Genomic DNA, 21,225 nt, shown 5'->3' on the forward strand with positions numbered 1-21,225 from the left:
GCGATAGCGGCCGGGCGTGGTTAGCCCGGCCGCATGTCAGTTTGACCGTCGGAAGAAAGCCGCGTGCGGCTTAGACCGCGGCTTGCTCGGTTTCGACGGCGTCGTTGGCGTCCGAAGTGGTTTCCTGGGCTTCACCCGAGGCGACCAGCAGTTCGTCGGCGACGGCTTCCGTGCCGGCCGGGGCGGCGTCAGCGGCGACCGGAGCCGAAGCTTCGGCCAGCATCGGCTCGACCGGGTTTTCCGAAGCGCCCAGGTCAACGCCCGAGTGCGAGGCGCCGGCGGCCAGGCCGTCCAGGACGGCATCGGCGATCAGGTCGCAGTAGGTCTGGATGGCGCGGGCGGCGTCGTCGTTGCCCGGGACCGGATAGGTGATGCCGTCCGGATCCGAGTTGGTGTCCAGGATGGCGATGACCGGGATGTTCAGCTTGCGGGCTTCCAGGATCGCGATCGCTTCCTTGTTGGTGTCGATCACGAACATGATGTCCGGGATGGAGCCCATGTCCTTGATGCCGCCGAGGGACAGTTCCAGCTTGTCCTTCTCGCGACCCAGGGTCACCAGTTCCTTCTTGACCCGGCCTTCGCCGCCGCGCTCCATGATGCCTTCCAGCTCGCGCAGGCGGGCGATCGAGCCCGACACGGTGCGCCAGTTGGTCAGGGTGCCGCCGAGCCAGCGGTGATTCACATAGTACTGGGCGCAGCGCTTGGCGGCTTCAGCCACCGGATCCGACGCCTGGCGCTTGGTGCCGACGAACAGGACGCGGCCGCCCTTCGCGGCGACGTCGCGCACGGCCACCAGAGCCTGGTGGAACAGGGGCATCGTCTGCGACAGGTCGATGATGTGGATGTTCGAGCGCGCGCCGAAGATGTAGCGATCCATCTTCGGGTTCCAGCGGTGCGTCTGGTGGCCGAAGTGAGCACCGGCTTCGAGCAGGGTGCGCATGGAGAATTCAGGCAGAGCCATCTTTGGAAGTCCTTTTTCCGATTATTCCGCCGCAGACGGGTAAAGGACCAAATGGTCCCTCGGAACGGCCCGGACCGGGATGTCTCCCCGACCCACGCCACGCCTGCGTGTGAAGTGGGCGCGGATGTAGGGGGATTGGAGCGAAAAGGCAAGCGGGAGTGCAATCCGGCTCCAACCTGCCCCTCAATACAAAGTTTATCCACTCAGGGTAGCGATTGAGGTTGTGTCGCAATGGCGGCTTCCGCGGCCTTCCCATGGAGTGCGTGATGCAGGTTTCGCCTTCCACATCCGCCAGCGTGGCCTCGACCAGCGGCTCCGTGGTCGATCAGGTCAAGCGACAGGCTGCGATCCTGTCTGACGCGTCGGGCGCCTCGACCGCGGAAAAGACCGACGCCTATATCTCGATCTTCAAGGCCATGGCCCAGTCGGCGAACACCGGCGCGGGCTGGTTCCAGCAGAGCACCCAGGCCGATCGTGACGCGGTCAATGCGATCATGGATACGGCGTCCGTCGCGCGCGACATTCGTCAGGCGGCCGACGACTTCAATGCCCGCGGCATGCGCGCCGACCGCACAACCAATGTCATGGCCGACCAGATCCGCTATCTCGACAGCCTTCCGGATCAGCAGCAAAAGATGATCTTTGCGGGCACGGCCAGCTTCGAGCAGACCGGGTCGCTGGACAGCTGGAAGGCCTTCCTGCAGCAGAACGCCGACGGTCGCGCGAAACAGCTGGCGGATGAGGCCGCCGCTACCCCTGCGGTCAAGGTCACCCTGTCCGACGCGGCGAAGAAAGCGCTCGGCCAGGACACTGCGGCGACACCCGACGCCACGGATCCAGCTTCGAAGGCGCTGGAAACCCTGACCCGGTCGCAACCGGGCCCCACCATCGCCGAGACGGCCCTCCGCATGCTTGAGGACGCCGCCGCGCGACAGGACGCCCTGAAAGACCGCAACATCCTGAACCCGGGCTATCAGGCCGGCGACCACATCGACGCCACGGCCTGACCTCGCATCTCTCGCGCCCCCTTCGTCCATGCTTTCAAACGCCTGCGGCGCTCGTGCTGCAATCGGTCCGGCGCCCGCCTCCACCGTGTTAGGTTGCACCCGAACTGCCGCCTCCGGTCTTTGACAATCCCGAACGCCGTGCACGCCCTTGCACTCCGGGTGCAAAGACATCACCGGTTATGCATCGTTTGAATTCATATTCTTGCGGGCCAAACCTGCGCTCCCACCTTCAAAATTGCACTTTTTGCACCCACTCTTTTTTGAGTGCACTCCGCCGCTGCTGACAGCCCGTACCCCGCCTGACGAAAGCGTAACTACCAGACCTCGCCGAGCCCGGTTACCCAAGACGCGTCACCGACCGGAGTCGCACCCTTGCACCCTGCTTTTTCCGCGCCCGCCCGAATTTCCGCCCCCGTTCTGAGCATTGCTCTGGCCGCCCTCTGCTTCGGCGCGGGCCTGACCGCCGCCCTCCCCGCTGCGGCCCAGACTCCGGCCGCAGCCGCTCAGCCGGCTCCCGACGCCGCCGCCTTCCGGGAGGACGCCCTGTCGATCCAGCCGCTGATCGACAGCCAGTACGCCTACCTCGACCGCTTCCCCGGCGGGGTCATGCCGATGACGCCGGAGCTTAGGGCCGAGGCCGAAGCCGTCTCGGACAGCCGGTCCCTGCTCCGCTACGCCGAACACGCCCTGACCGCCCTGGCCGACCACCACGCCATCACGGGCCGGTCCTTCAGCGACGACTGGGCCATCGTCCCGACCTATGGCGACCTGTGGATCGAGGCGCAGGGCTCGGACTACGTCGTCACCGCCGTCCGCGCCGCCTCCCCGGCCGAGGCCTCTGGCGTCCGGCCCGGCGACCTCCTGACCGCCGTCAGCGACGTCCCCACGGCGGCCGCCGTCGCCGCCTTCTGGAGCCCTCTGGGCCTGTCCGCAGAGGGCGAGCGCGCCGCCTACGGAGCCCGCGTCCTCGCCGCCGGCCGCCGAGACCGCCCGCGCGACCTGACCTTCACTGGCCCCTCAGGCCAGCGCCGCCTGACCCTGCCCAACCTCTATGTGGGGGCCTCCGACCGCCCGCCACTGGACGTCCGGACCGACGGTGAGGCCCTCGTCATCCGCTTCAACGACAGCCTGGGTCAGGACGGGACTGTCGCCGCCTTCGACGCGGCCATGGCCTCAGCGCGCTCCGGCCAGCCCGTCATCATCGACCTCACCGATACCCCCAGCGGCGGCAACACCGTCGTCGCCCGCGCCGTCATGGGCTGGTTCGTCAGCGCCCCGACCGGCTATCAGGTCCACAACCTGCCCTCCGAGGAACGCGAGACCGGCGTCCCGCGCCAGTGGGTTGAACAGGTCCTGCCCCGCCCCGGCAAGCACCACGATGGCCCCGTCAGTGTCCGCGTCAGCCGCTGGACCGGCAGTATGGGCGAAGGCCTCGCCATCGGCTTCGACGCGCTTGGTTCGCACGTCACCGGCGGCCCCATGGCGGGCCTGCGCGGCGCCGTCTCGGACCTGACCCTGCCCCACTCGGGCCTGACCCTGAAGCTGCCGACCGAGCGGCTCTACACCGTCTCCGGCACGCCCCGCGAGGCCTTCGTCCCGGCCCCGTAAGGCCCTGAACGCAAAGAAGGGCGGCCCCTTGCAGGACCGCCCTTCCGCTCTCTCCCCAGAGACCTGTCAGCGATGCCCGAGGGTCAGTGCATCGCGTCCAGGAGGGCCTTCGCCCGGTCACGGTGCATGGTGACCTTGGGGGTGATCTCCCTGGCCAGCGCCGCCAGCGTCGGGGCCTCGGTGTTGTCGGCGAAGCCGTTCAGCAGGGTCAGGGCCTCGTCATGGGCCGCGGCCTGCTGGGTCAGGAAGACCTTGTCGAAGTCGGCCGCCGAGGCCGCCTTGAGGTTGTCGATCAGCCCCTGACGGCGCTCGTCCAGCGCCGTCGGCAGAGCCACGGTCGGGGCCGCCGTCGGCGCCAGGGCCTTCAGCTTGGCGGTCGAGGCCGTGTGGTCAGTCGTGATCATGGCCGCCAGCGCCTTGACGTCGGCGTTGTCGGACTTGGAGTAGGCGATCTTGGCGGCCTCCAGCTCGTACATGTCGGAGACAGCCAGGCCGTTGACGAAGCCGCCCACGGTGTTGGCGCCCAGGGTCGCCGCAGAGGTCTGGCCGACCGCGGTCGAGGTCGCGTCCTGGGCCGCATTGACGGCGGCGTTCGCGTCGTCGGCGGTCTTGTCCGTCTGCTGCTGGCTGCAGGCCGCCAGCAGGGCGGCGACGGCGGCGGCGGCGAGGACGGGTTTGGCGAAGGTACGGATCATGTGGTCTCCCTTGGTTGCCGGGGAGAACCGCTGCGGGCGCCGTTCGTTCCCCTGTCCGCGACCGGACAGGGGCGGATCGGGATCAGTTCACCGGCAGGCTGTACGCGAGGTCGTAGCGGTGCTCGCCGCCCTCGATGGTCAGGTGGAAGACGCCCGTGATGCCCGCCAGTCCGCCCGTGCCCGAGCCCGGCACGACCGTGATCAGAAGGTCTTGCGCGCCCTTGTCCATCAGGCCCCGGTGGACCAGGGCGAAGCTGCCCTCGCGCCCGTCCAGCGTCCCGGTGACCCGTTCCATGGCCACATAGGCTCCGGAGGCGCCGGGAGCCATCGTCGCCAGCATCTCGCCCACGCCGGTCCCGGTCAGGTCCCCGTGGAAGGTCTTGGCCAGCGTCATTCGCCCCGGCGCATCGGGCGCGGCGTCCGCCGCCGGCTGGACCGGGGTGATGGTCACATCGAAGGTCCCGCGCGCGTGGCGGGTCTCGGCGGGCGCTTGAGGGGCTTCGGTCATGACGGCTCCAGTCGGGGGTTCGGTCGCGGGCGCGGCGGCTCCGGCATACGGCGCCAGCATCAGCGCGGCGGCGACAACCGGCCCGAGCATCACGCGTCCTCCAGCATCAACACGCCCGGCGCCGACTTGAGCGCCCCGCGCAGGGCGGCGTCCATACGGTAGCGGCCCGGCAGCCTCAGCTCGACCTCGCGGCGGCCGTCCAGCGAGGCGACCAGGGTGATCTCCCCGCCCTTGGCGCCCTTGGAGGCCTGCTGCGACCGCTCCAGCCGCGCGCGGATCGCCTCGGCGTCCGTGCCCCGCGCCGAGACATGGACCCGCATCCCCGCGGTCGACTCGTCGATCAGGGTGTCCAGTCGCGAGGCGTCGTCGCCGAAGAAGCGCACCTCCCCGTCCGAGGACTTGGCCCGGATCCGCACCAGCACCGAGGCCCCGACCTCCAGCACCTCGCGGCACTTGCGCAGTTGCTCGGGCGGGAACAGGCATTCGAACTCGCCGGTCGGGTCCGAGAAGTTGACGAAGGCGAACTTCTCACCCGTCCGGGCGCTGGCCCGTTCCTGACGGCGGCGCACGACCCCGGCCATCATGAAGGCCTCATGGCCGCTCTCGGCCAGCGCCGTGGCCTCGGCGACGAAGGTGACGCGCTTGCGCTTCAGGGCCGGGATCATGTCCTCCAGCGGGTGGCCGGACAGGTAGAAGCCGACGGCCGACAGCTCGTGATCCAGCTGCTCCGGCCCGATCCACGGCTCGACGCTCCTGAGGCGCGGGCGGGCGGCGGCGGCCTGATCGGCCCCGAACAGGCTGACCTGCGACGAGGTCCGGTCGGCGGCGACGCTCTGGCAATAGGCCATCAGAACGTCGGCCTGTTCGAACAGCTGACGCCGGTTCGGATGGATGGTGTCGAAGGCGCCGGCCTTGGCCAGACCTTCCAGCGCCCGCTTGTTGACCGCGCGCGGATCGACCCGCTCGAGGAAGTCGAAGATGTCGGTGAAGCGGCCGCCGGTCTCGCGCACCTCGACCAGATGCTTCATCGCCTCCAGACCCACGTTGCGGATCGCGCCCAGGGCATAGAGGACCGACCCCTTGCCGTCCTCCCACGCCACGTCGAAGTCGGCCGAGGAGCGGTTCACATCCGGCGCCAGCACCGGCACCTCGAACTTGCGCGCGTCCTGGTAGAAGACCGCCAGCTTGTCGGTGTTCGACAGATCGAGCGACATGGAGGCGGCGAAGAACTCGACCGGGGCGTTCGCCTTCAGCCAACCCGTCTGATAGCTGATAAGGGCGTAGGCGGCGGCGTGGGACTTGTTGAAGCCATAGCCCGCGAACTTGGCCACCAGCTCGAAGATCGAGTCCGACTGCTGCTCCGGCACGGACTTCTCGGACGCGCCCTTGATGAAGCGCGCCTTCTGGAAGTCCATCTCCTCCTTCTTCTTCTTGCCCATGGCGCGGCGCAGAAGGTCGGCCTCGCCGAGGGAGTAGCCCGCCAGGATCTGGGCGATCTTCATCACCTGCTCCTGGTAGATGATGACGCCGTAGGTCTCGGTCAGGACCTCCTTGAGGGAGGGGTGCAGATAGTCGACCTCGGCCCGGCCGAACTTGCGGTCGATGTAGGTGTCGATCATCTCCATCGGGCCCGGCCGATAGAGGGAGATCAGCGCCGTGATCTCCTCGATGGAGCCGCAGCGCATCTTGCGCAGGGTGTCGCGCATGCCCTGGGATTCGAGCTGGAACACCCCGACGGTCTGGCCCGAGGCCATCAGCTCATAGGTGGTCTTGTCGTCCAGCGGCAGCTGGTTCCAGACCGGCGCCGCGCCGCGCCGCGACAGATAGCCATGGGCCCGGTCGAGCGTCGTCAGGGTCTTCAGGCCGAGGAAGTCGAACTTGACCAGACCCGCCGGCTCGACCCACTTCATGTTGAACTGGCTGGCCGGGATGGTCGAACGCGGGTCCTGATAGAGGGGCACCAGCTCGACAAGCGGCCGGTCGCCGATGACGATGCCGGCGGCGTGGGTCGAGGCGTTGCGATAGAGGCCCTCGAGCTCCAGCGCCGTCTCCAGCAGGTTCCTCACCGCCGGCTCGGCGTCGCGCGCCTCCTTCAGACGCGGCTCCAGATCGATGGCCTGGGCCAGGGTCACCGGATTGGCCGGGTTGTTGGGCACCATCTTGCAGAGGCGGTCGACCTGGCCCAGCGGCATCTGCAGCACCCGGCCGACGTCGCGCAGCACGGCCCGCGCCTGCAGGGTGCCGAAGGTGATGATCTGGGCGACCCGGTCCTTGCCGTAATGGGCCTGGACGTAGTCGATGACCTCCTCTCGCCGCTCCTGACAGAAGTCGATGTCGAAGTCGGGCATGGAGACCCGTTCGGGGTTCAGGAAGCGCTCGAACAGCAGGCCGAACCGCAGGGGGTCGAGGTCGGTGATGGTCAGGGCCCAGGCGACCAGCGACCCGGCCCCGGAGCCCCGCCCCGGGCCGACCGGGATCGAGTGGTCCTTGGCCCATTTGATGAAGTCCGAGACGATCAGGAAGTAGCCCGGGAAGCCCATCTGCTGGATGATCCCGACCTCCCATTCGAGGCGGGTCCAGTACTCTTCTTCAGGGACCGCGGCCGTGACCTCGGTCAGCCGGACCTTGAGGCCCTCGCGCGCCTGGTGGGCCAGTTCGTCGGCCTCGGAGCGGCCAGCGCCGGTGTCGAAGCGCGGCAGGATCGGCGCGTGGGTCTTGACCAGGAAGGCGCAGCGACGGGCGATGTCGATGGTGTTGTCGCAGGCCTCGGGCAGGTCGGCGAACAGCTCGCGCATGGCCTCGGCCGACTTGAACCAGTGCTGGTCGGTGATCCGGCGCCGATCCTCCTGACCGGTGAAGGCGCCGTCGGCGATGCACAGCAGGGCGTCGTGCGACTTGGCCTGGGCCTGTTTGGCGTAATAGACGTCGTTGGTGGCCACGAGAGGGACGTCGTTGGCATAGGCCCACTGGACCAGGCCCTGTTCGCCCTGCCCCTCGTGCGGCAGGCCGTGGCGCTGCAGCTCGACATAGAAGCGGTCGCCGAAGACCCGGGCCATCTCGGCAAGCGCCGCATCACCCTCGGCGGTCTTGTTCTGGACGTAGAGAGGATCGACGGGGCCGTCGGGGCCGCCCGACAGCAGGATCAGCCCTTCCGAATGGGCGACGATCTTCTCCCACGGCACGCCCGGCTCGTTGTCGCCGGCGTCGAGATAGGCCGAGGAGGACAAGGCCGCGAGATTGCCCCAGCCGGTCGTGTCCTGACAGATCAGGACCACGGTCGGGACCTTGGCCCAGCGCTCGCCCGCCCGGCCGCCGATGCCGGTCACCGGCAGGGCGCAGGCGATCAGGGGCTGAACCCCGGCGCCCTTGGCCGCTTCCGAGAACTCCAGCGCGCCGAACAGGTTGGCGCGGTCCGCCACCCCAACCGCCGGCATCCCCGTATCCGCCGCCAGCTTCGGGATCTTGCCCGCCTTGATCGCGCCTTCCAGCAGCGAATAGGCCGAGCGGACCCTCAGATGGACGAAACCCGTGGTGGAGACAGCTTCGGTGATGGCCTGATCCTCTGCGGCAGGCCGGAAACGACTCATGTCGCCAGCAGGGCCGCCTGCCAGACCATCCAGACAAAGCCGCCGCACGATGCAAGCGACAGCATATCCCTGACCAACCGCGACATAGGCTTATCCCCAGACTGTGTGTTCCGGGTATGTTCTATGTTCTGTTTGTGTTCTCGTCAACAGCCGTTCGATAAGTCGGGACAGAACAGGGGGCGACGCGTAGGACAGGGCCCAGACGCCCCGACCCGCCTTCCCGGCGGCAGGCGTTTCGGAGAGCGGTCATGGCCAAGGGTCAGGTGCGCAGCAACAAGGAAGTCCGCAAGCCCAAGGCGGAGAAGGCCAAGCCTGCCGTCGTCGTGGGCACGTCGCCCTTCACCCAGATCCCGGGCAAGAAGTAGCGGCCATGGGGGCGGTCGCGGCCGCCTTTCCCCAACTCGGCCTCGCCTGACCTAGCCCTTGTCGCGCAGCAGCCGGGCCTTGTCGCGCTGCCAGTCGCGCTCGGCGGAGGTCTCGCGCTTGTCGTGCAGCTTCTTGCCCTTGGCGAGGGCGATCTCGAGCTTGGCCTTGCCGTCGTCGTTCAGATAGAGCCGGATCGGAATGATGGTCTGGCCGTCCTTCTGGACAGCGCCGATCAGCCGGTCGATCTGCTTGCGGTGCAGCAGCAGCTTCCGCGGCCGGCGCGGCTCGTGGTTGAAGCGGTTAGCCTGGGCATAGGGCGGGATGTCGGCGTTGATCAGGACGATCTCGCGCCCCTCCACCGCCGCATAGCTCTCGGCGATATTGGCCCGGCCCATGCGCAGGGCCTTGATCTCGGTGCCCAGCAGCATGATCCCGGCCTCGACATTGTCCTCGAGGAAGTAATCGAACTTCGCGCGCCGGTTCTCGGCGATCACCTTGGCCTTGGTGATGGGAGCGGTCTTGGCGGCCGCCGCCTTCTCCTTGGTGGTGGGAGCCATCAGTCGGTCACCCCGGCGGTCTCAAGGGCCGCATCGATGGCCGGCTTGACCGCGTCACTGGTCGGGACCAGCGGCAGGCGCATCTCTTCCGAACACAGGCCCAGCTTCGCCAGCGCATACTTGGCCGGAGCCGGCGAGGCGTCCAGGAACAGGGCCTTGTGCAGGCCGATCAGCCGGTCCTGCCAGACGCGGGCGGTGGCGAAATCGCCGGCCGTGACCGCGTTGTAGAGGGCGACCATGCCCTCGGGCGCGACATTGGCGGTCACCGAGATCAGGCCGACGCCGCCGTGGGCCATATAGCCGAGGAAGCTGGGGTCATCGCCCGAGATCAGGTCGAACTGCGCGTCCTGCGACACGATGTTGGCGTGCATCCAGCTGGCGCGGCTCATGTCGCCGGTGGCGTCCTTGATGGCGACGATGTTCGGGTGCCGGGCGAGGCGCGCGACGCTCTCGTTCGACAGGTCGACGCCGGTGCGGCCCGGGACATTGTAGATGATCTGCGGGAGCTGGACCGCCTCGGCGACCGCCTCGAAGTGCGCGACCAGACCGGCCTGGGACGGGCGGTTGTAGTAGGGCGTGACGACGAGTGAGCCGTCGCAGCCGCAGGCCTTGCCGTGGGCGGCCAGGTCGATTGATTCGTAGGTAGCGGGCGATCCGGCGCCCGCAATGACCTTGATCCGGCCCGCCGCGACACGAACGCACAGGGCGGTCACGCGCTTGTGTTCCTCGATGGTCAGGCCCCCGCCCTCGCCTGTCGTGCCCACGGCGACAACCCCGTGCACGCCAGCAGCGACCTGACGCTCGACGAGCTGTTCCAATGCGGCTTCGTCCACGTTTCCGTCACGAAGTGGTGTGATCAGGGCGGTGATCACGCCCTTGAACAAGGGGGCGGTCATAGGAACTACTCTACCTGCGTGGGAAAGGGGCGACGCGCGCCCGGATCGAGCGGTAGAGGGTAGGTTGCCGGCTTGGCCGCTGCAACCGGGTTGAATGGGGTTTGTTCGAACGATGATAGCGACCAGCCTGGCGGCGGCCCTTGCGATCCTCGCGCCGCTCCCTTCCGCATTGCCTCAGACGACCTCTGAACTGAACACCGGCCCCCAGCCCTATAGCGAGGTCGTGGGGACGCCGAACCCGACTAACCAGCCGCGTGTGCTGAGCGCCTCGGACGCCGCCGCCTTCAGGGAAGGCCTGACCGCGGCCCGCGCCCGCAACGTTATCGCCACCCAGGACGCCATCGCGCGGATCAATGACCAGACCGCGCGCAAGCTGGTCGAATGGGCGCTCGTCGACACCTCGGCGCCCCAGCTGGCCTTTGACGAGCTGGCGCGCGACCAGCGGGTTCTGGCCGGCTGGCCGCGGGCCGAGGGACGCCGCGCCGCCGGAGAGATCGCCCTCGATCGCGCCGGCCTGCAGCCCAACGATGTCCTCGCCTTCTTCAGCGACAGCAAGCCGACCACGGTTCAGGGCGCCATCGCCCTGACCTGGGCGCTGCAGCAGACCGGCCGCACCGATGACGCGCGCCGGCTGATCACCGACTGGTGGCGGACCCAGTCGTTCGACGACGCCAACCAGAGCCGCATCCTGGGCCAGTGGAGCAACTGGCTGAGCCCGGCCGACCACGAGGCGCGGCTGAACATGTTGCTGTCGGGTCCGCACGGCCCGGCGACGCGGTCGATGCTCAATCTGGTCTCGCCCGAGCGCGCGACCATCGCCAACGCCGTCATCGCCCTGCGCACCGCCTACAGCCCTGACGCCATCGTCGCCTCGCTGAGCACCAGCCAGGCGCTGGATCCCAATGTGGTGCTGGAGCGGGTGCGTATCCTGCGCGGCGCCAACCGCGAGCGCGAAGGCTACGAGCTGCTGCGCTACCTGCCGGCCGCCCCGCTGCATTCGGATGGCCAGTCGACCCTGTGGAGCGAGCGTCGCAACTACTACCTCGACGCCCTGCAGGACCGGAACTGGCAGGCCGCCTATGACGCCATGGCCGGCCACGGCTTCGCCGGGGGCGACCGCAAGGTGGACGCCGAGTTCTTCGCCGGCTGGGTCGCCCTGACCAAGCTGAACGATCCGGCCCGCGCCGCGCGGCATTTCGAGACCCTGCGCACCGTCTCCTCGACCCCGATCACACAGGGGCGCGCCCTCTACTGGCTGGGCCGTGCGGCCGAGGCCCAGGGCGACCGCAACGGCGCCCAGCAGTGGTACCGGGCCGGCGCCACCCATATCCAGACCTTCTACGGCCAGCTGGCTGCCGAGAAGGCCGGCTATCAGACCCTGTCCCTGCCTGCCGACCCCGCCGTCTCCTCCGCTGATGTGGCGCGGTTCGAGGGCAATGAGGTGGTCCGCGCCATGCGCATCCTCGGCGAGACGGGCGAGATGAGCCTGTTCCGGGTCTTCGCCTACCACCTCGACGACACCGTCCCCGGCGCGACCGATCTGGCCCAGTTGATGGACCTGTCGCGCGCCTATGGCGACGGCTTCGGCGCGATGATGGTCGGTCGCGCGGCCAGCCAGCGCGGCATCCTGATGCCCGAGCGCATGTATCCGATCCGCATCCCCCCGCAGGTGCCGGGCGCCGCGCCGCTGGAGTTCACCCTGGCCATCACCCGTCAGGAATCCAGCTTCGACCCGCGCGCCCGCTCCGGCGCCGACGCGCGCGGCATGATGCAGTTCCTGCCCTCGACCGCCTCGGGGGTCGCCCGGCGTCTGGGCATGAGCTATTCGGCCGAGCGTCTGTGGGACCCGGACTACAATATGAGCCTGGGCAGCTATCACCTGGCCGAGCTCATGAACAACTACGGCGGCTCGATGCTGATGACGACGGTCGGCTACAACGCCGGTCCGGCCCGTCCGCCGCAGTGGGTGGCGCGCTGCGGCGACCCGCGCACGAGCACGGAAGCCGCCATTGACTACATCGAGTGCGCGCCCTTCACCGAGACGCGCAACTATATGATGCGGGTGATGGAGAATATGGCGGTCTACAAGGCCCGCCTGAACGGCGGCTCGGCGCCGCTGACGACTTCGTCCGACATCTCGCGCGGCGTGGTCCCGGGACCTCAGGCCTATACGGCGACGCCCTATCAGCCGTAGGCCCGACCTTGCGGCGGGTCAGTCCTTGATGAGGCCCGCCAGCAGGGCGTCGATCATGGTCCGGGTCAGCAGGTCGCGTTCGACCCACCCGAAATAGGGTTTGGTGATCACCAGAGACACGACGCCGTGCGCCCCGGCCCAGAAGACCTGACCGGCCAGTTTGGCGTTGTCGACGCGCAGCCGGTCCGCGGCGATCAGCTGGGCCAGCAGATCCTCGAAGGTGCGGAACAGTTCAGCGCCCATCTGCTGGGCCGCCGTCTGAGCCCCGTGCCGGGCCTCGACCGGCCGGGTCAGATAGACCAGCCGATAGGCGTTCGGGTTGGTGAAGCCGAAGCGCACATAGGCCTCGAGCATGTGCCGCAGCTTGATCTCGGCGGGCTCGTCGACCGCGGTGATGGCGCGGTTCTCGCAGATCAGCTTCTCGAAGGCCTCGCGGCAGATCTCATGCAGGATCTCGCCCTTCTCGGCGAAATGCATGTAGAGGGCCGTGGAGGACAGGCCGACCTCGTCGGCGATCTTGCGGATCGTCGCGCCCTCATAGCCGTGCTCGACGAAGATGCGTTCGGCGGCGGCCAGGATCTCGGCGCGGCGGACGTGCCCCTCGCCCTTGGGCTTTCGGGCCGAGCGGCCGGTGGCTTCCGAAGAGGCAATGCTGGCGGTCGGCGCGTCGGACAAGGACGAAACTCCACGAACGGGCGGATTGAATAGCCCCATTCGCCAGCGGGCGGCAATCACCTCTCAGTGTGGGTTGATTCGGACGCAACCCCAAGTTAACCATTTCGAATGGCGGGGGGCGGACCAGAACGGGCCGTAGGGGGCTGTTCCCCGTGCGAGAGCGCGGAACGGAGAGGTGTCAGCGTCTTTCAGGCCTTGTCGCTGACTCTTCTTCTGGTTGTTGCGCTTGGCGCCCTGGTCGTCTGGAAGGACGCCGCGACACGCTGGCTGATCCTCGGCGTCCAGACGGGCTTCGTGGCCCTGGCGGTCTGGCGGATAGCGACCATCCTGATCAGCGGCGACGTCGTTCCCGTACCGCCCTCGGAAATGGCGCGGCCGAAAGGCGGCTGGCCGCGCTACACGATCCTTGCGGCCCTCCACGATGAGGCGGAGGTCGTCGGCCAGCTGATCGCGCGGCTGGCGGAGATCGACTACCCGGCCGACAGGCTGGAGGCCCTGCTGCTGTTGGAGGCCCATGACACGGCGACCATCGCGGCGGCGAGACGGGCCGCCCGTCCGCACTGGATGCGGGTCGTGATCGTGCCGCCCGGCGCACCCCAGACCAAGCCTCGCGCCCTGAATTTCGGCCTCGCCGAGGCCCGGGGCGATCTGGTGACCATCTATGACGCCGAGGACGATCCCGATCCCTTTCAGCTGCGCGAGGCCGCGAGCCGCTTCACTGCCGATGGAACAGGCCGCCTTGCCTGCCTGCAGGCGCCGCTACGCATTCGACGGAACGGGCGAGACGGTCACGCCGCGCCCTTTCTGGACCGGCAATTCGCGGTCGAATACGCGGGCCTGTTCGAGGTCGCCCTGCCCGCTCTCGCCCGGTTGGGTCTGCCCTTCCCCCTGGGCGGCACCAGCAATCACTTCCGCGCCGATGTCCTGAAGGCCGTGGGCGGCTGGGACGCCTGGAACGTCACCGAAGACGCCGATCTGGGCTTTCGGCTGTGGCGAGGCGGCTGGCGGCTCGGCGTCCTGTCGCGACCCACGTGGGAGACGCCGCCGGGTGGGCTGGAGCTGTGGCTGCCGCAACGCACCCGCTGGCTGAAGGGCTATATGCAGACCTGGGGCGTTCATACGCGCGGTCCGGGCCGGCTGGGGCTCAGGGGTGCGGCGGCCCTGATCCTGACGCTCGGCGTCGGCCTGGCTTCGGCGGCGATCCATGCGGCGAGCATGGCTTGGGTGCTGACGGCGGTGCTGGTCGCCGCGACCGCCGGACTGTCGCCCCATACGCCTGTCTTCGGCCTGTGCGTCCTTGTGCTGGGCGCGGCGGGGGCCTGGCTGCAGGGCAAGATCGGGGCGATGCGCGCCCATGTGCCCTATTCGGCCACCGACATGATGGCCGCACCCGCCTACTGGTCCCTGCTCAGCCTGGCCTTCTTCCACGCCGTCTGGAGGCTGGTCCGCGAGCCCTTCGCCTGGGACAAGACCACCCATTTCCGCGACGCCGAGCCTGAGCTGGAAGAGGCGCTCGTCGCGGTCGAAGCTGGACGACAAGCCGCCTGACACTCTAAGCAGCGCCCGATGGCTCCCGTTCTTTCCAAGACTCCCGAAACCCTGCTGACGACCGGCTGGTCCGACTACGCCCTGCTGGACAGCGGTGACGGCAAGAAGCTGGAGCGCTACGGGCGTCATACGGTCGTCCGGCCCGAGCCCCAGTGCTTCTGGTCGCCGCGCGATCCCGCCGCCTTCGAGGCCGCCAACGCCCTGTTCGATCCGCAGCAGGAGGAAGAAGACTCCGGCCGCTGGCGCTTCGACAGGCACGGTCCGATCGACGCCTTCCCGCTGGCCTGGCGCGACGTGCGCTTCGTCGGCCGCTTCACCCCCTTCCGCCACCTGGCCTTCTTCCCCGAACAGGCCGCCAACTGGGAATGGATGGATGCGCGCATCCGCACGCTCCAACGGCCCAAGGTGCTCAATCTGTTCGGCTACACCGGCGTCGCCTCTCTTGCCGCCGCGGCGGCCGGCGCCGAGGTGACCCACGTCGACGCCTCCAAGAAGTCCGTCGCCTACGCCCGCGAGAACGCCGAACTGTCGGGCATGTCCGACAAGCCGATCCGCTGGATCGTCGAGGACGCCCGCAAATACGTCGCGCGCGAAGTCCGGCGCGGGGCGAAGTATCAGGGTATCATCCTCGACCCGCCCAAATATGGACGGGGCCCGACGGGCGAAGTCTGGCGGCTGTTCGAGGACATGCCGGCCCTGCTCAAGGACTGCGCCGCCCTGTTGGCCGACGACGCCTCTTTCCTGCTGCTCAACGCCTATGCGGCGCGTGTCTCGGGCCTGTCGCTGGCCCATCTGATAGCCGAGGCCACCCATGATCGCGGCGGTCGCATCGACTGGGGCGAACTGGCCCTGTCAGAAGATGGTCCCGACGCCCGCGCCATAGGCCTCAGCTTCTTCGCCAGGTGGTCGGCATGAGCGACGAACGTCTGATCACCTCCCTGACCAATGACACGGTCAAGGCTGTCCGCGCCCTGAACATGCGCAAGGAGCGCGAGAGCACGGGCCGTTTCCTGGCCGAGGGGCTGAAATTCATCGGCGAGGCGCTGGATCAGGGCCGCACGCCGAAGCTGCTGCTGGTCGGGATGGAGGCGCGGCCGCATCCGTTGCTGGACCGGGCGAAGGCCGAAACGCTGAAGGCCGGCGGCGAGGTCGTCACCGTCACCCACCCCATCCTCGAGAAGATCAGCCGGCGCGAGAACCCCCAGACGGTGCTGGCCGTGTTCGAACAGGCCTATACGCCCCTGTCGGCGCTGAAGCCCGGGAGCGCGCCCTGCTGGGTGGCGCTGGAGCAGGTGCGCGACCCGGGCAACCTCGGCACCATCATCCGAACGGCCGATGCCGCCGGTTGCGGCGGCGTTATCCTGATCGGCGACTGCGTCGATCCTTTCTCGGTCGAGGCGGTGCGCGCCACCATGGGCTCGGTCTTCGCCGTCAGCATCTCCAAGGCCACGCCTGCCGAATTCCTGGCCTGGCGCGAGACCTGGCCCGGCAGCGTCGTTGGGACCCGTCTGGACGCCACCCACGGCTATCGCGACGCCGACTTCGCCAAACCGTCCCTGATCCTGATGGGCAATGAACAGGCGGGCCTGACGGATGCTCTTGCCGCCGCCTGCGACGTCAACGTCAAGATCCCGATGCGCGGCCGGGCCGACAGCCTGAACCTGGCCATCGCCACGGGCATCATGGTCTATGCGGTGACCGACAGCGTCTGAGGCCGATCAGGCCGCCCCCTCGCCTTCCTCGTTCTTCAGCCGCGTCATGGCCCATAGGGCCAGGGTGGTCAGAAGGGCCGCACCGGTCAGATAGAGGCCGACAGCGCCCAGACCGAAGGTCTTGCCCAGTTGTGTCGCGACATAGGGCGCAAGCGATGCCCCGAGAATGCCCGCGACGTTGAAGGCCATCGAGGCGCCCGTATAGCGCACGGCCGCCGGGAAGGGCCGCGCCATGGCCGCGCTCAACGGTCCGTAGGTGCAGCCCATCAGAGCGAAGCCGAGCGCGAAATAGATCAGCAGTCCCGGGAGCCCGGCGTTAAACAGCGGCCCGATCAGGAAGCCGAACAGGCCGATCCCGATCGAGGCCAGCATCAGGATGCGCAGTTGCCCCCACTTGTCCGCCGCCAGGGCCGCGACGGGGATGAAGGCGCCGAAGAACATCACCCCGACCAGCTGCAGCGGCAGCACGTCGGCGCGGGCCAGGCCCAGCTCCCGCGTGGCCCAGGACAGGCCCCAGACCGTCAGCAGATAGAAGACCACAAAGGTCGTCGTCCCGCCGAGGGCGCCCAGGGCCAGTGCGCCCTTGTAGCGGGCGAAGAGGGTCAGGACCGGGGCGCGCACCCGCTCGGCCTTGGCCACCACCTTCTGGAACTCGGGGGTCTCATGGATTCTGAGCCGCACCCACAGGCCGACGAAGACAAGGATCGAACTGGCCACGAACGGAATCCGCCAGCCCCAGCTCAGGAAGTCCGTCTCGGCCATGAAGGTCGTCAGCAGGATGAAGGCTCCGGTCGACAGGATGAAGCCGATCGGCGCCCCGAGTTGCGGGAACATGCCGAACCAGGCCTTGCGTCCCGGCGGCGCGTTCTCGGTCGCCAGCAGCACGGCGCCGCCCCACTCCCCGCCCAGGCCGAAGCCCTGACCGAAGCGGCAGATCGCCAGCAGCAGGGGCGCGATCACCCCGACCTGGGCGTGGGTCGGCAACAGGCCAATGGCGATGGTCGACAGGCCCATGGTCATCAGGGCCGCCACCAGCGTGGCCTTGCGTCCGATCCGGTCGCCGAAATGGCCGAAGACCACGGCGCCGACCGGCCGGGCGAAGAAGGCGATGGCGAAGGTCACGAAGGAGCTCAGTTGCGCCGCCGCCGGATCCGTGCCCGGGAAGAACAGGGCCGGGAACACCAGCACTGCCGCCGTCGCATAGATGTAGAAGTCGAAGAACTCGATCGTCGTGCCGATCAGGCTGGCGAACAGCACGCGGCGGGTCGACGCCGGGCTGGGCGCAAACAGCAGGTTGGTGTCGGTCACGGGCGCGTCCTCAGGTCTTCTTTCGACCATGGGATGCGCGGGGGCGCCGGTCAGGTCAAGCGCGAAGCTCTGCCGTTGCCGCCTCCGGCGCGGGGTCGCCTTCCGGTCGTTCGGCATAGCGGCGGGCCAGAACCGCACAGACGAACAGCTGGATCTGATGGAACAGCATCAGCGGCAGGACGATCAGACTGACCGCCTGACCGGCGAACAGGATGGCCGCCATGGGAATGCCCGAGACCATCCCCTTCTTGGAGCCGCAGAAGACGATGGCGATCTCGTCCTCCTTGGAAAAGCCCAGCCGCCGGCTGGCGATGGTCAGGGTCACCATGACGGCGCCGAGCACCAGAATGTTCAGCAGGAAGACCAGACCCAGATCGAGGACGTTGAGCTTGCTCCAGATGCCCGCGACCATGCCGGCGCTGAAGGCCGCATAGACGACCAGCAGGATCGAGCCGCGATCCACATAACTCGTCAGCTTCGCATGCCGGGCCAGCAGGCCGCCGATCAACGGACGCGCCGCCTGACCCAGGACGAAGGGCAACAGGATCTGCAGGGCGATGTCCTCGACTGCCTTCAGCGAGATGCCGCCGCTGGCCTGCGGCAGCAGGACGGTCACCAGAATGGGTGTGATGACCACGCCCAACAGGTTGGACAGGGAGGCGCTGCACAGGGCCGCGGGGACATTGCCGCGGGCGATGGAGGTGAAGGCGATCGACGACTGCACCGTCGAGGGCAGCAGGCTGAGATACAGCAGCCCCACCGCGATCTCGGGCGCCAGCCAGCGGCCGAAGAGGGCGTTGACCGCCAGACCGATCAGCGGGAACAGGACGAAGGTCGCGGCGAACACCATTGACTGCAGCCGCCAGTGCGAAAGCCCGGCCCAGATCGCCGCCGGCGACAGCCGTGCCCCGTACAGGAAGAACAGCAGGGCCACGGCCGCCGTGGTCACCCACTCCGCCACGACCGCCCACTCTCCCCTCGCCGGCAGGACAGCGGCGATGGCCACCGTCGCGATCAGCATCAGCAGATAGGGGTCGATCAGGCGGCGCAATGTGCTCATGCGACCCGGTTTGAGCTTCCTCGCTGCGATGCACAACCGCCTGCGGGGCAGTCGGGCGTCACGAACGGTGACGGCGCTTTTCGATCCTCACGTCCCGCGCGGCTTCACCCGGTTGGTCGGATCGGCATTGGCGGGATCTTCGGGCCAGGGGTGGCGCGGGTAGCGGCCGCGCATCTCGGCGCGCACGGCGGCCCAGCTGCCGGACCAGAAGCCGGGCAGGTCTTTCGTCATCTGGACGGGACGGCGCGCGGGCGACAGCAGGGCCAGGGTCAGGGCGACGCCCGCCTTGCCGCCGACGGTCGGATGGGTCTTCAGCCCGAACAGTTCCTGCACCCGGATGTCGACGCGGGGCCCGCCCTCGGCGGCATAGTCGATGGCGGCCGAGCCAAGGGGCGTGACCAGACGCGCGGGAGCCAGTTCGTCCAGCGCGCGCTGCCGGTCCCAGGGGATCAGGGTCCGCAGGCCCTGCTCCAGAGCGCCGTCGGAAATGGCCTCCAGTGACTGGACGCCGTCCAGCAGGGGCCAGAGCCAGGTCTCGCGTTCGGCCAGAAGCCCGGCCTCGGTCATGTCGGGCCAGCCCTCTTCCAGTGCGCCGAGCCAGCCCAGACGGGCGCGGAGGTCCGAGGCGCGTTCGCCCCATTTCAGATCGCGCAGGCCGTCGCGCTCGACCTCGGCCTTCAGGGCGGCGGTGATGGCGGCGCGGTCGGGGGCGCCGGTGATCTTCTCATCGACGACGATGGCGCCCAGACGCCGGATGCGGCGCATGACCATCCGGCCCGAGGGCTCGCGCGTCAGCCGGTCCTCGACCGTGACCTGAGCCTCCAGCGCCGCCGGATCCACGGGCGCGGCCAGACGGATGCGGTCGCGGGCGTCTCCGCCACCAACCTCAGCGACCGCCAGCCACGGCTCGCGGGCCAGAGGGTCGGTCGAGTCGAGGAAGGCGCCGCGTCCGGAGGCCAGCAGCACCTCGCCCGGCTTGCCCCGGGCCTTCGCAATCCGTTCGGGGAAGGCGGCGGCCAGCAGGGTCCCGACGTCCGCGTCGCCTCCCCTGCCTGCGCCCTTTGACGCGGCCCGGCTCCAGCGCTCGGCCAGTTTCATGGCGTCGCGGGCGCGGGGGGAGCGGTCGCGCTCCAGCCCGCGCAGCCGCTCACGAATGTCGACATCGTTGCCGCCGAGGCCCGGTTCCGACAGCACCGTCGCCATCCGCGCGCCCAGCATGGCCTCGCCCGCATCGGCGGCGACGGCGGCCAGATGGCCGAGACGCGGCGTCAGGGGAATGCCGATCAGCCTCTGGCCGTGCCCGGTCAGGGCGCCGGACGCATCGAGCGCGCCCAGACGGGTCAGGACGTTCCGCGCCTCGGCGAAGGCGCCGGCGGGCGGCGGATCCAGCAGGACCAGCCCTTCGGCCGAGCGCGCGCCCCATCGGGCCAGGTCGAGCGCGAAGGCGGTCAGGTCGGCCTCGAGGATTTCCGGCCTCTGGTGCTGCACCAGACCGCGCGTCTGTTCCTCGTCCCACAGCCGGTAGCAGACGCCGGGCTCGACCCGCCCCGCCCGCCCCCGACGCTGTTCGGCCGAGGATCGGCTGACGCGGACGGTGACCAGACGGGTCAGGCCGCTGGAGGGTTCGAAACGCGGGACGCGGGACAGGCCGCCGTCGATGACGACCCGCACCCCCTCGATGGTCAAACTGGTCTCGGCGACCGAGGTGGCAAGCACGATCTTGCGCCGTCCGGGCGGCGAAGGGTCCAGCGCCCGGTCCTGCTCGGCCTTGTCCAGCGCGCCGTACAGGGCGACCACATCGACCGCCGGGTCGCGGACCTGTTCCTTCAGCTTCTGAAGCGTGCGGTGGATCTCTCCCTGTCCCGGCAGGAAGGCGAGGATCGATCCCGTCTCTTCCGTCAGGGCCTGACGGCAGGCGCGGGCCATGGCGTCCTCGAACCGTTCGGCCGCGTTGCGGCCCAGATAGCGGGTCTCGACCGGGAACATCCGCCCCTGCGCCTCCACCACAGGTGCGCCGTTCAAGAGGCCGGACACCCCGGCGATATCCAGAGTCGCCGACATGACCAGCAGCTTCAGGTCGGGCCGCAGCAGGGACTGGCTCTCGCGTGTCAGGGCCAGACCGAGGTCGGCGTCGAGGCTGCGCTCGTGGAATTCGTCGAACAGGACCGCGCCGACGCCGTCGAGGCCGGGATCGTCGAGGATCATGCGGGTGAAGACGCCCTCGGTGATCACCTCGATCCGGGTCTTCGGCCCGATCCGGCTCTGCAGCCGGGTGCGGTAACCTACGGTGTCGCCTGCGGATTCTCCCAGGGTCGCGGCCATCCGCTCGGCCGCGGCGCGCGCGGCCAGACGCCGGGGCTCCAGCACCAGCACCTTGCCGTCGCCCAGCCAGTCCTGATCCAGCAGGGCCAGCGGCACGACCGTCGTCTTGCCCGCCCCCGGCGGCGCGGCCAGCACGACCGCGTCCGACGCGGCGAGCGCGGCCTTCAGGTCGTCGAGAACGGCATGAATCGGGAGCATTTCGGGCTCAAGTAGCGCAAAGC

At 68.8% G+C, this 21,225-nt stretch carries 17 protein-coding genes; 7 read left to right on the forward strand and 10 right to left on the reverse strand.

The features are described 5' to 3' along the window. Window positions 1–70: 70 nt before the first annotated feature. Window positions 71–961, reverse strand: coding sequence for a 30S ribosomal protein S2 (gene rpsB / locus AC07U0_RS10775; RefSeq protein WP_494720013.1), 891 nt, complete (start codon window positions 959–961; stop codon window positions 71–73). 266 nt (window positions 962–1,227) lie between these two features. Between rpsB and AC07U0_RS10780 the strand changes: the two genes are divergently transcribed. Next, the gene (locus tag AC07U0_RS10780) at window positions 1,228–1,968 is read left to right on the forward strand and encodes a hypothetical protein (protein WP_494720014.1); all 741 of its coding nucleotides are present in this window, start codon (window positions 1,228–1,230) and stop codon (window positions 1,966–1,968) included. Between the two features lie 372 nt (window positions 1,969–2,340). After that, window positions 2,341–3,576 (forward strand): S41 family peptidase, encoded by a 1,236-nt coding sequence (locus tag AC07U0_RS10785; RefSeq protein ID WP_494720015.1) that lies wholly within the window; start codon window positions 2,341–2,343, stop codon window positions 3,574–3,576. A gap of 83 nt (window positions 3,577–3,659) precedes the next feature. Here the strand turns inward: AC07U0_RS10785 and AC07U0_RS10790 are convergent, their stop codons facing one another. The 3 genes from AC07U0_RS10790 to dnaE all read right to left on the reverse strand — a co-directional run bounded on the left by AC07U0_RS10790 (window position 3,660) and on the right by dnaE (window position 8,366). Further along, entirely contained in the window at window positions 3,660–4,271 is a 612-nt protein-coding gene (locus AC07U0_RS10790; protein ID WP_494720016.1) for a DUF4142 domain-containing protein, read from the reverse strand. 82 nt (window positions 4,272–4,353) lie between these two features. After that, a complete protein-coding gene (locus AC07U0_RS10795; protein ID WP_494720017.1) occupies window positions 4,354–4,869 on the reverse strand; it encodes a DUF3224 domain-containing protein in 516 nt (171 codons plus the stop codon). Next, the gene (gene dnaE, locus AC07U0_RS10800; RefSeq protein WP_494720018.1) at window positions 4,869–8,366 is read right to left on the reverse strand and encodes a DNA polymerase III subunit alpha; all 3,498 of its coding nucleotides are present in this window, start codon (window positions 8,364–8,366) and stop codon (window positions 4,869–4,871) included. The genes AC07U0_RS10795 and dnaE overlap by 1 nt, the downstream gene beginning before the upstream one ends. A gap of 248 nt (window positions 8,367–8,614) precedes the next feature. Here dnaE and AC07U0_RS10805 point away from each other — a divergent pair, with 248 nt between their 5' ends. Beyond that, complete coding sequence (locus AC07U0_RS10805) at window positions 8,615–8,731, forward strand: hypothetical protein (protein WP_494720019.1); 117 nt, start codon at window positions 8,615–8,617, stop codon at window positions 8,729–8,731. Between the two features lie 51 nt (window positions 8,732–8,782). Here the strand turns inward: AC07U0_RS10805 and smpB are convergent, their stop codons facing one another. Together smpB and dapA are read right to left on the reverse strand one after the other, a co-directional pair. Further along, complete coding sequence (smpB, locus tag AC07U0_RS10810) at window positions 8,783–9,289, reverse strand: SsrA-binding protein SmpB (RefSeq protein WP_494720020.1); 507 nt, start codon at window positions 9,287–9,289, stop codon at window positions 8,783–8,785. Next, the gene (dapA, locus tag AC07U0_RS10815; RefSeq protein ID WP_494720021.1) at window positions 9,289–10,185 is read right to left on the reverse strand and encodes a 4-hydroxy-tetrahydrodipicolinate synthase; all 897 of its coding nucleotides are present in this window, start codon (window positions 10,183–10,185) and stop codon (window positions 9,289–9,291) included. The genes smpB and dapA overlap by 1 nt, the downstream gene beginning before the upstream one ends. Window positions 10,186–10,297: 112 nt before the next feature. On the opposite strand from dapA, the gene AC07U0_RS10820 reads away from it, so the two are divergent. Further along, on the forward strand, window positions 10,298–12,379 hold the full coding sequence (locus tag AC07U0_RS10820) for a lytic transglycosylase domain-containing protein (RefSeq protein WP_494720022.1): 2,082 nt from the start codon (window positions 10,298–10,300) through the stop codon (window positions 12,377–12,379). Window positions 12,380–12,397: 18 nt separating this feature from the next. On the opposite strand, the gene AC07U0_RS10825 is transcribed toward AC07U0_RS10820, so the two are convergent. Continuing rightward, window positions 12,398–13,054, reverse strand: a complete 657-nt coding sequence (locus AC07U0_RS10825) for a TetR/AcrR family transcriptional regulator (protein ID WP_494720023.1) — start codon at window positions 13,052–13,054, stop codon at window positions 12,398–12,400. 195 nt (window positions 13,055–13,249) lie between these two features. Here AC07U0_RS10825 and AC07U0_RS10830 point away from each other — a divergent pair, with 195 nt between their 5' ends. Genes AC07U0_RS10830 through AC07U0_RS10840 form a run of 3 tightly spaced genes read left to right on the forward strand, consistent with a single transcriptional unit; the run spans window position 13,250 to window position 16,314 of the window. Continuing rightward, window positions 13,250–14,602 (forward strand): glycosyltransferase, encoded by a 1,353-nt coding sequence (locus tag AC07U0_RS10830; protein WP_494720024.1) that lies wholly within the window; start codon window positions 13,250–13,252, stop codon window positions 14,600–14,602. An 18-nt stretch (window positions 14,603–14,620) separates the two neighbouring features. Then, window positions 14,621–15,517, forward strand: coding sequence for an RsmD family RNA methyltransferase (locus AC07U0_RS10835; RefSeq protein ID WP_494720025.1), 897 nt, complete (start codon window positions 14,621–14,623; stop codon window positions 15,515–15,517). Further along, the gene (locus tag AC07U0_RS10840; RefSeq protein ID WP_494720026.1) at window positions 15,514–16,314 is read left to right on the forward strand and encodes a TrmH family RNA methyltransferase; all 801 of its coding nucleotides are present in this window, start codon (window positions 15,514–15,516) and stop codon (window positions 16,312–16,314) included. Before AC07U0_RS10835 ends, AC07U0_RS10840 begins: the two co-directional genes overlap by 4 nt. A 6-nt stretch (window positions 16,315–16,320) precedes the next feature. Here AC07U0_RS10840 and AC07U0_RS10845 read toward each other — a convergent pair whose 3' ends face one another. The 3 genes from AC07U0_RS10845 to hrpB form a co-directional block, all read right to left on the reverse strand. Continuing rightward, the gene (locus tag AC07U0_RS10845; protein ID WP_494720027.1) at window positions 16,321–17,622 is read right to left on the reverse strand and encodes an MFS transporter; all 1,302 of its coding nucleotides are present in this window, start codon (window positions 17,620–17,622) and stop codon (window positions 16,321–16,323) included. 55 nt (window positions 17,623–17,677) lie between these two features. Then, window positions 17,678–18,682 (reverse strand): bile acid:sodium symporter family protein, encoded by a 1,005-nt coding sequence (locus AC07U0_RS10850; protein WP_494720028.1) that lies wholly within the window; start codon window positions 18,680–18,682, stop codon window positions 17,678–17,680. Window positions 18,683–18,769: 87 nt separating this feature from the next. Beyond that, window positions 18,770–21,202 (reverse strand): ATP-dependent helicase HrpB, encoded by a 2,433-nt coding sequence (gene hrpB, locus AC07U0_RS10855; protein WP_494720029.1) that lies wholly within the window; start codon window positions 21,200–21,202, stop codon window positions 18,770–18,772. Window positions 21,203–21,225: the final 23 nt, after the last annotated feature.

This window comes from Brevundimonas sp. GW821-FHT02A10 (assembly GCF_059422025.1).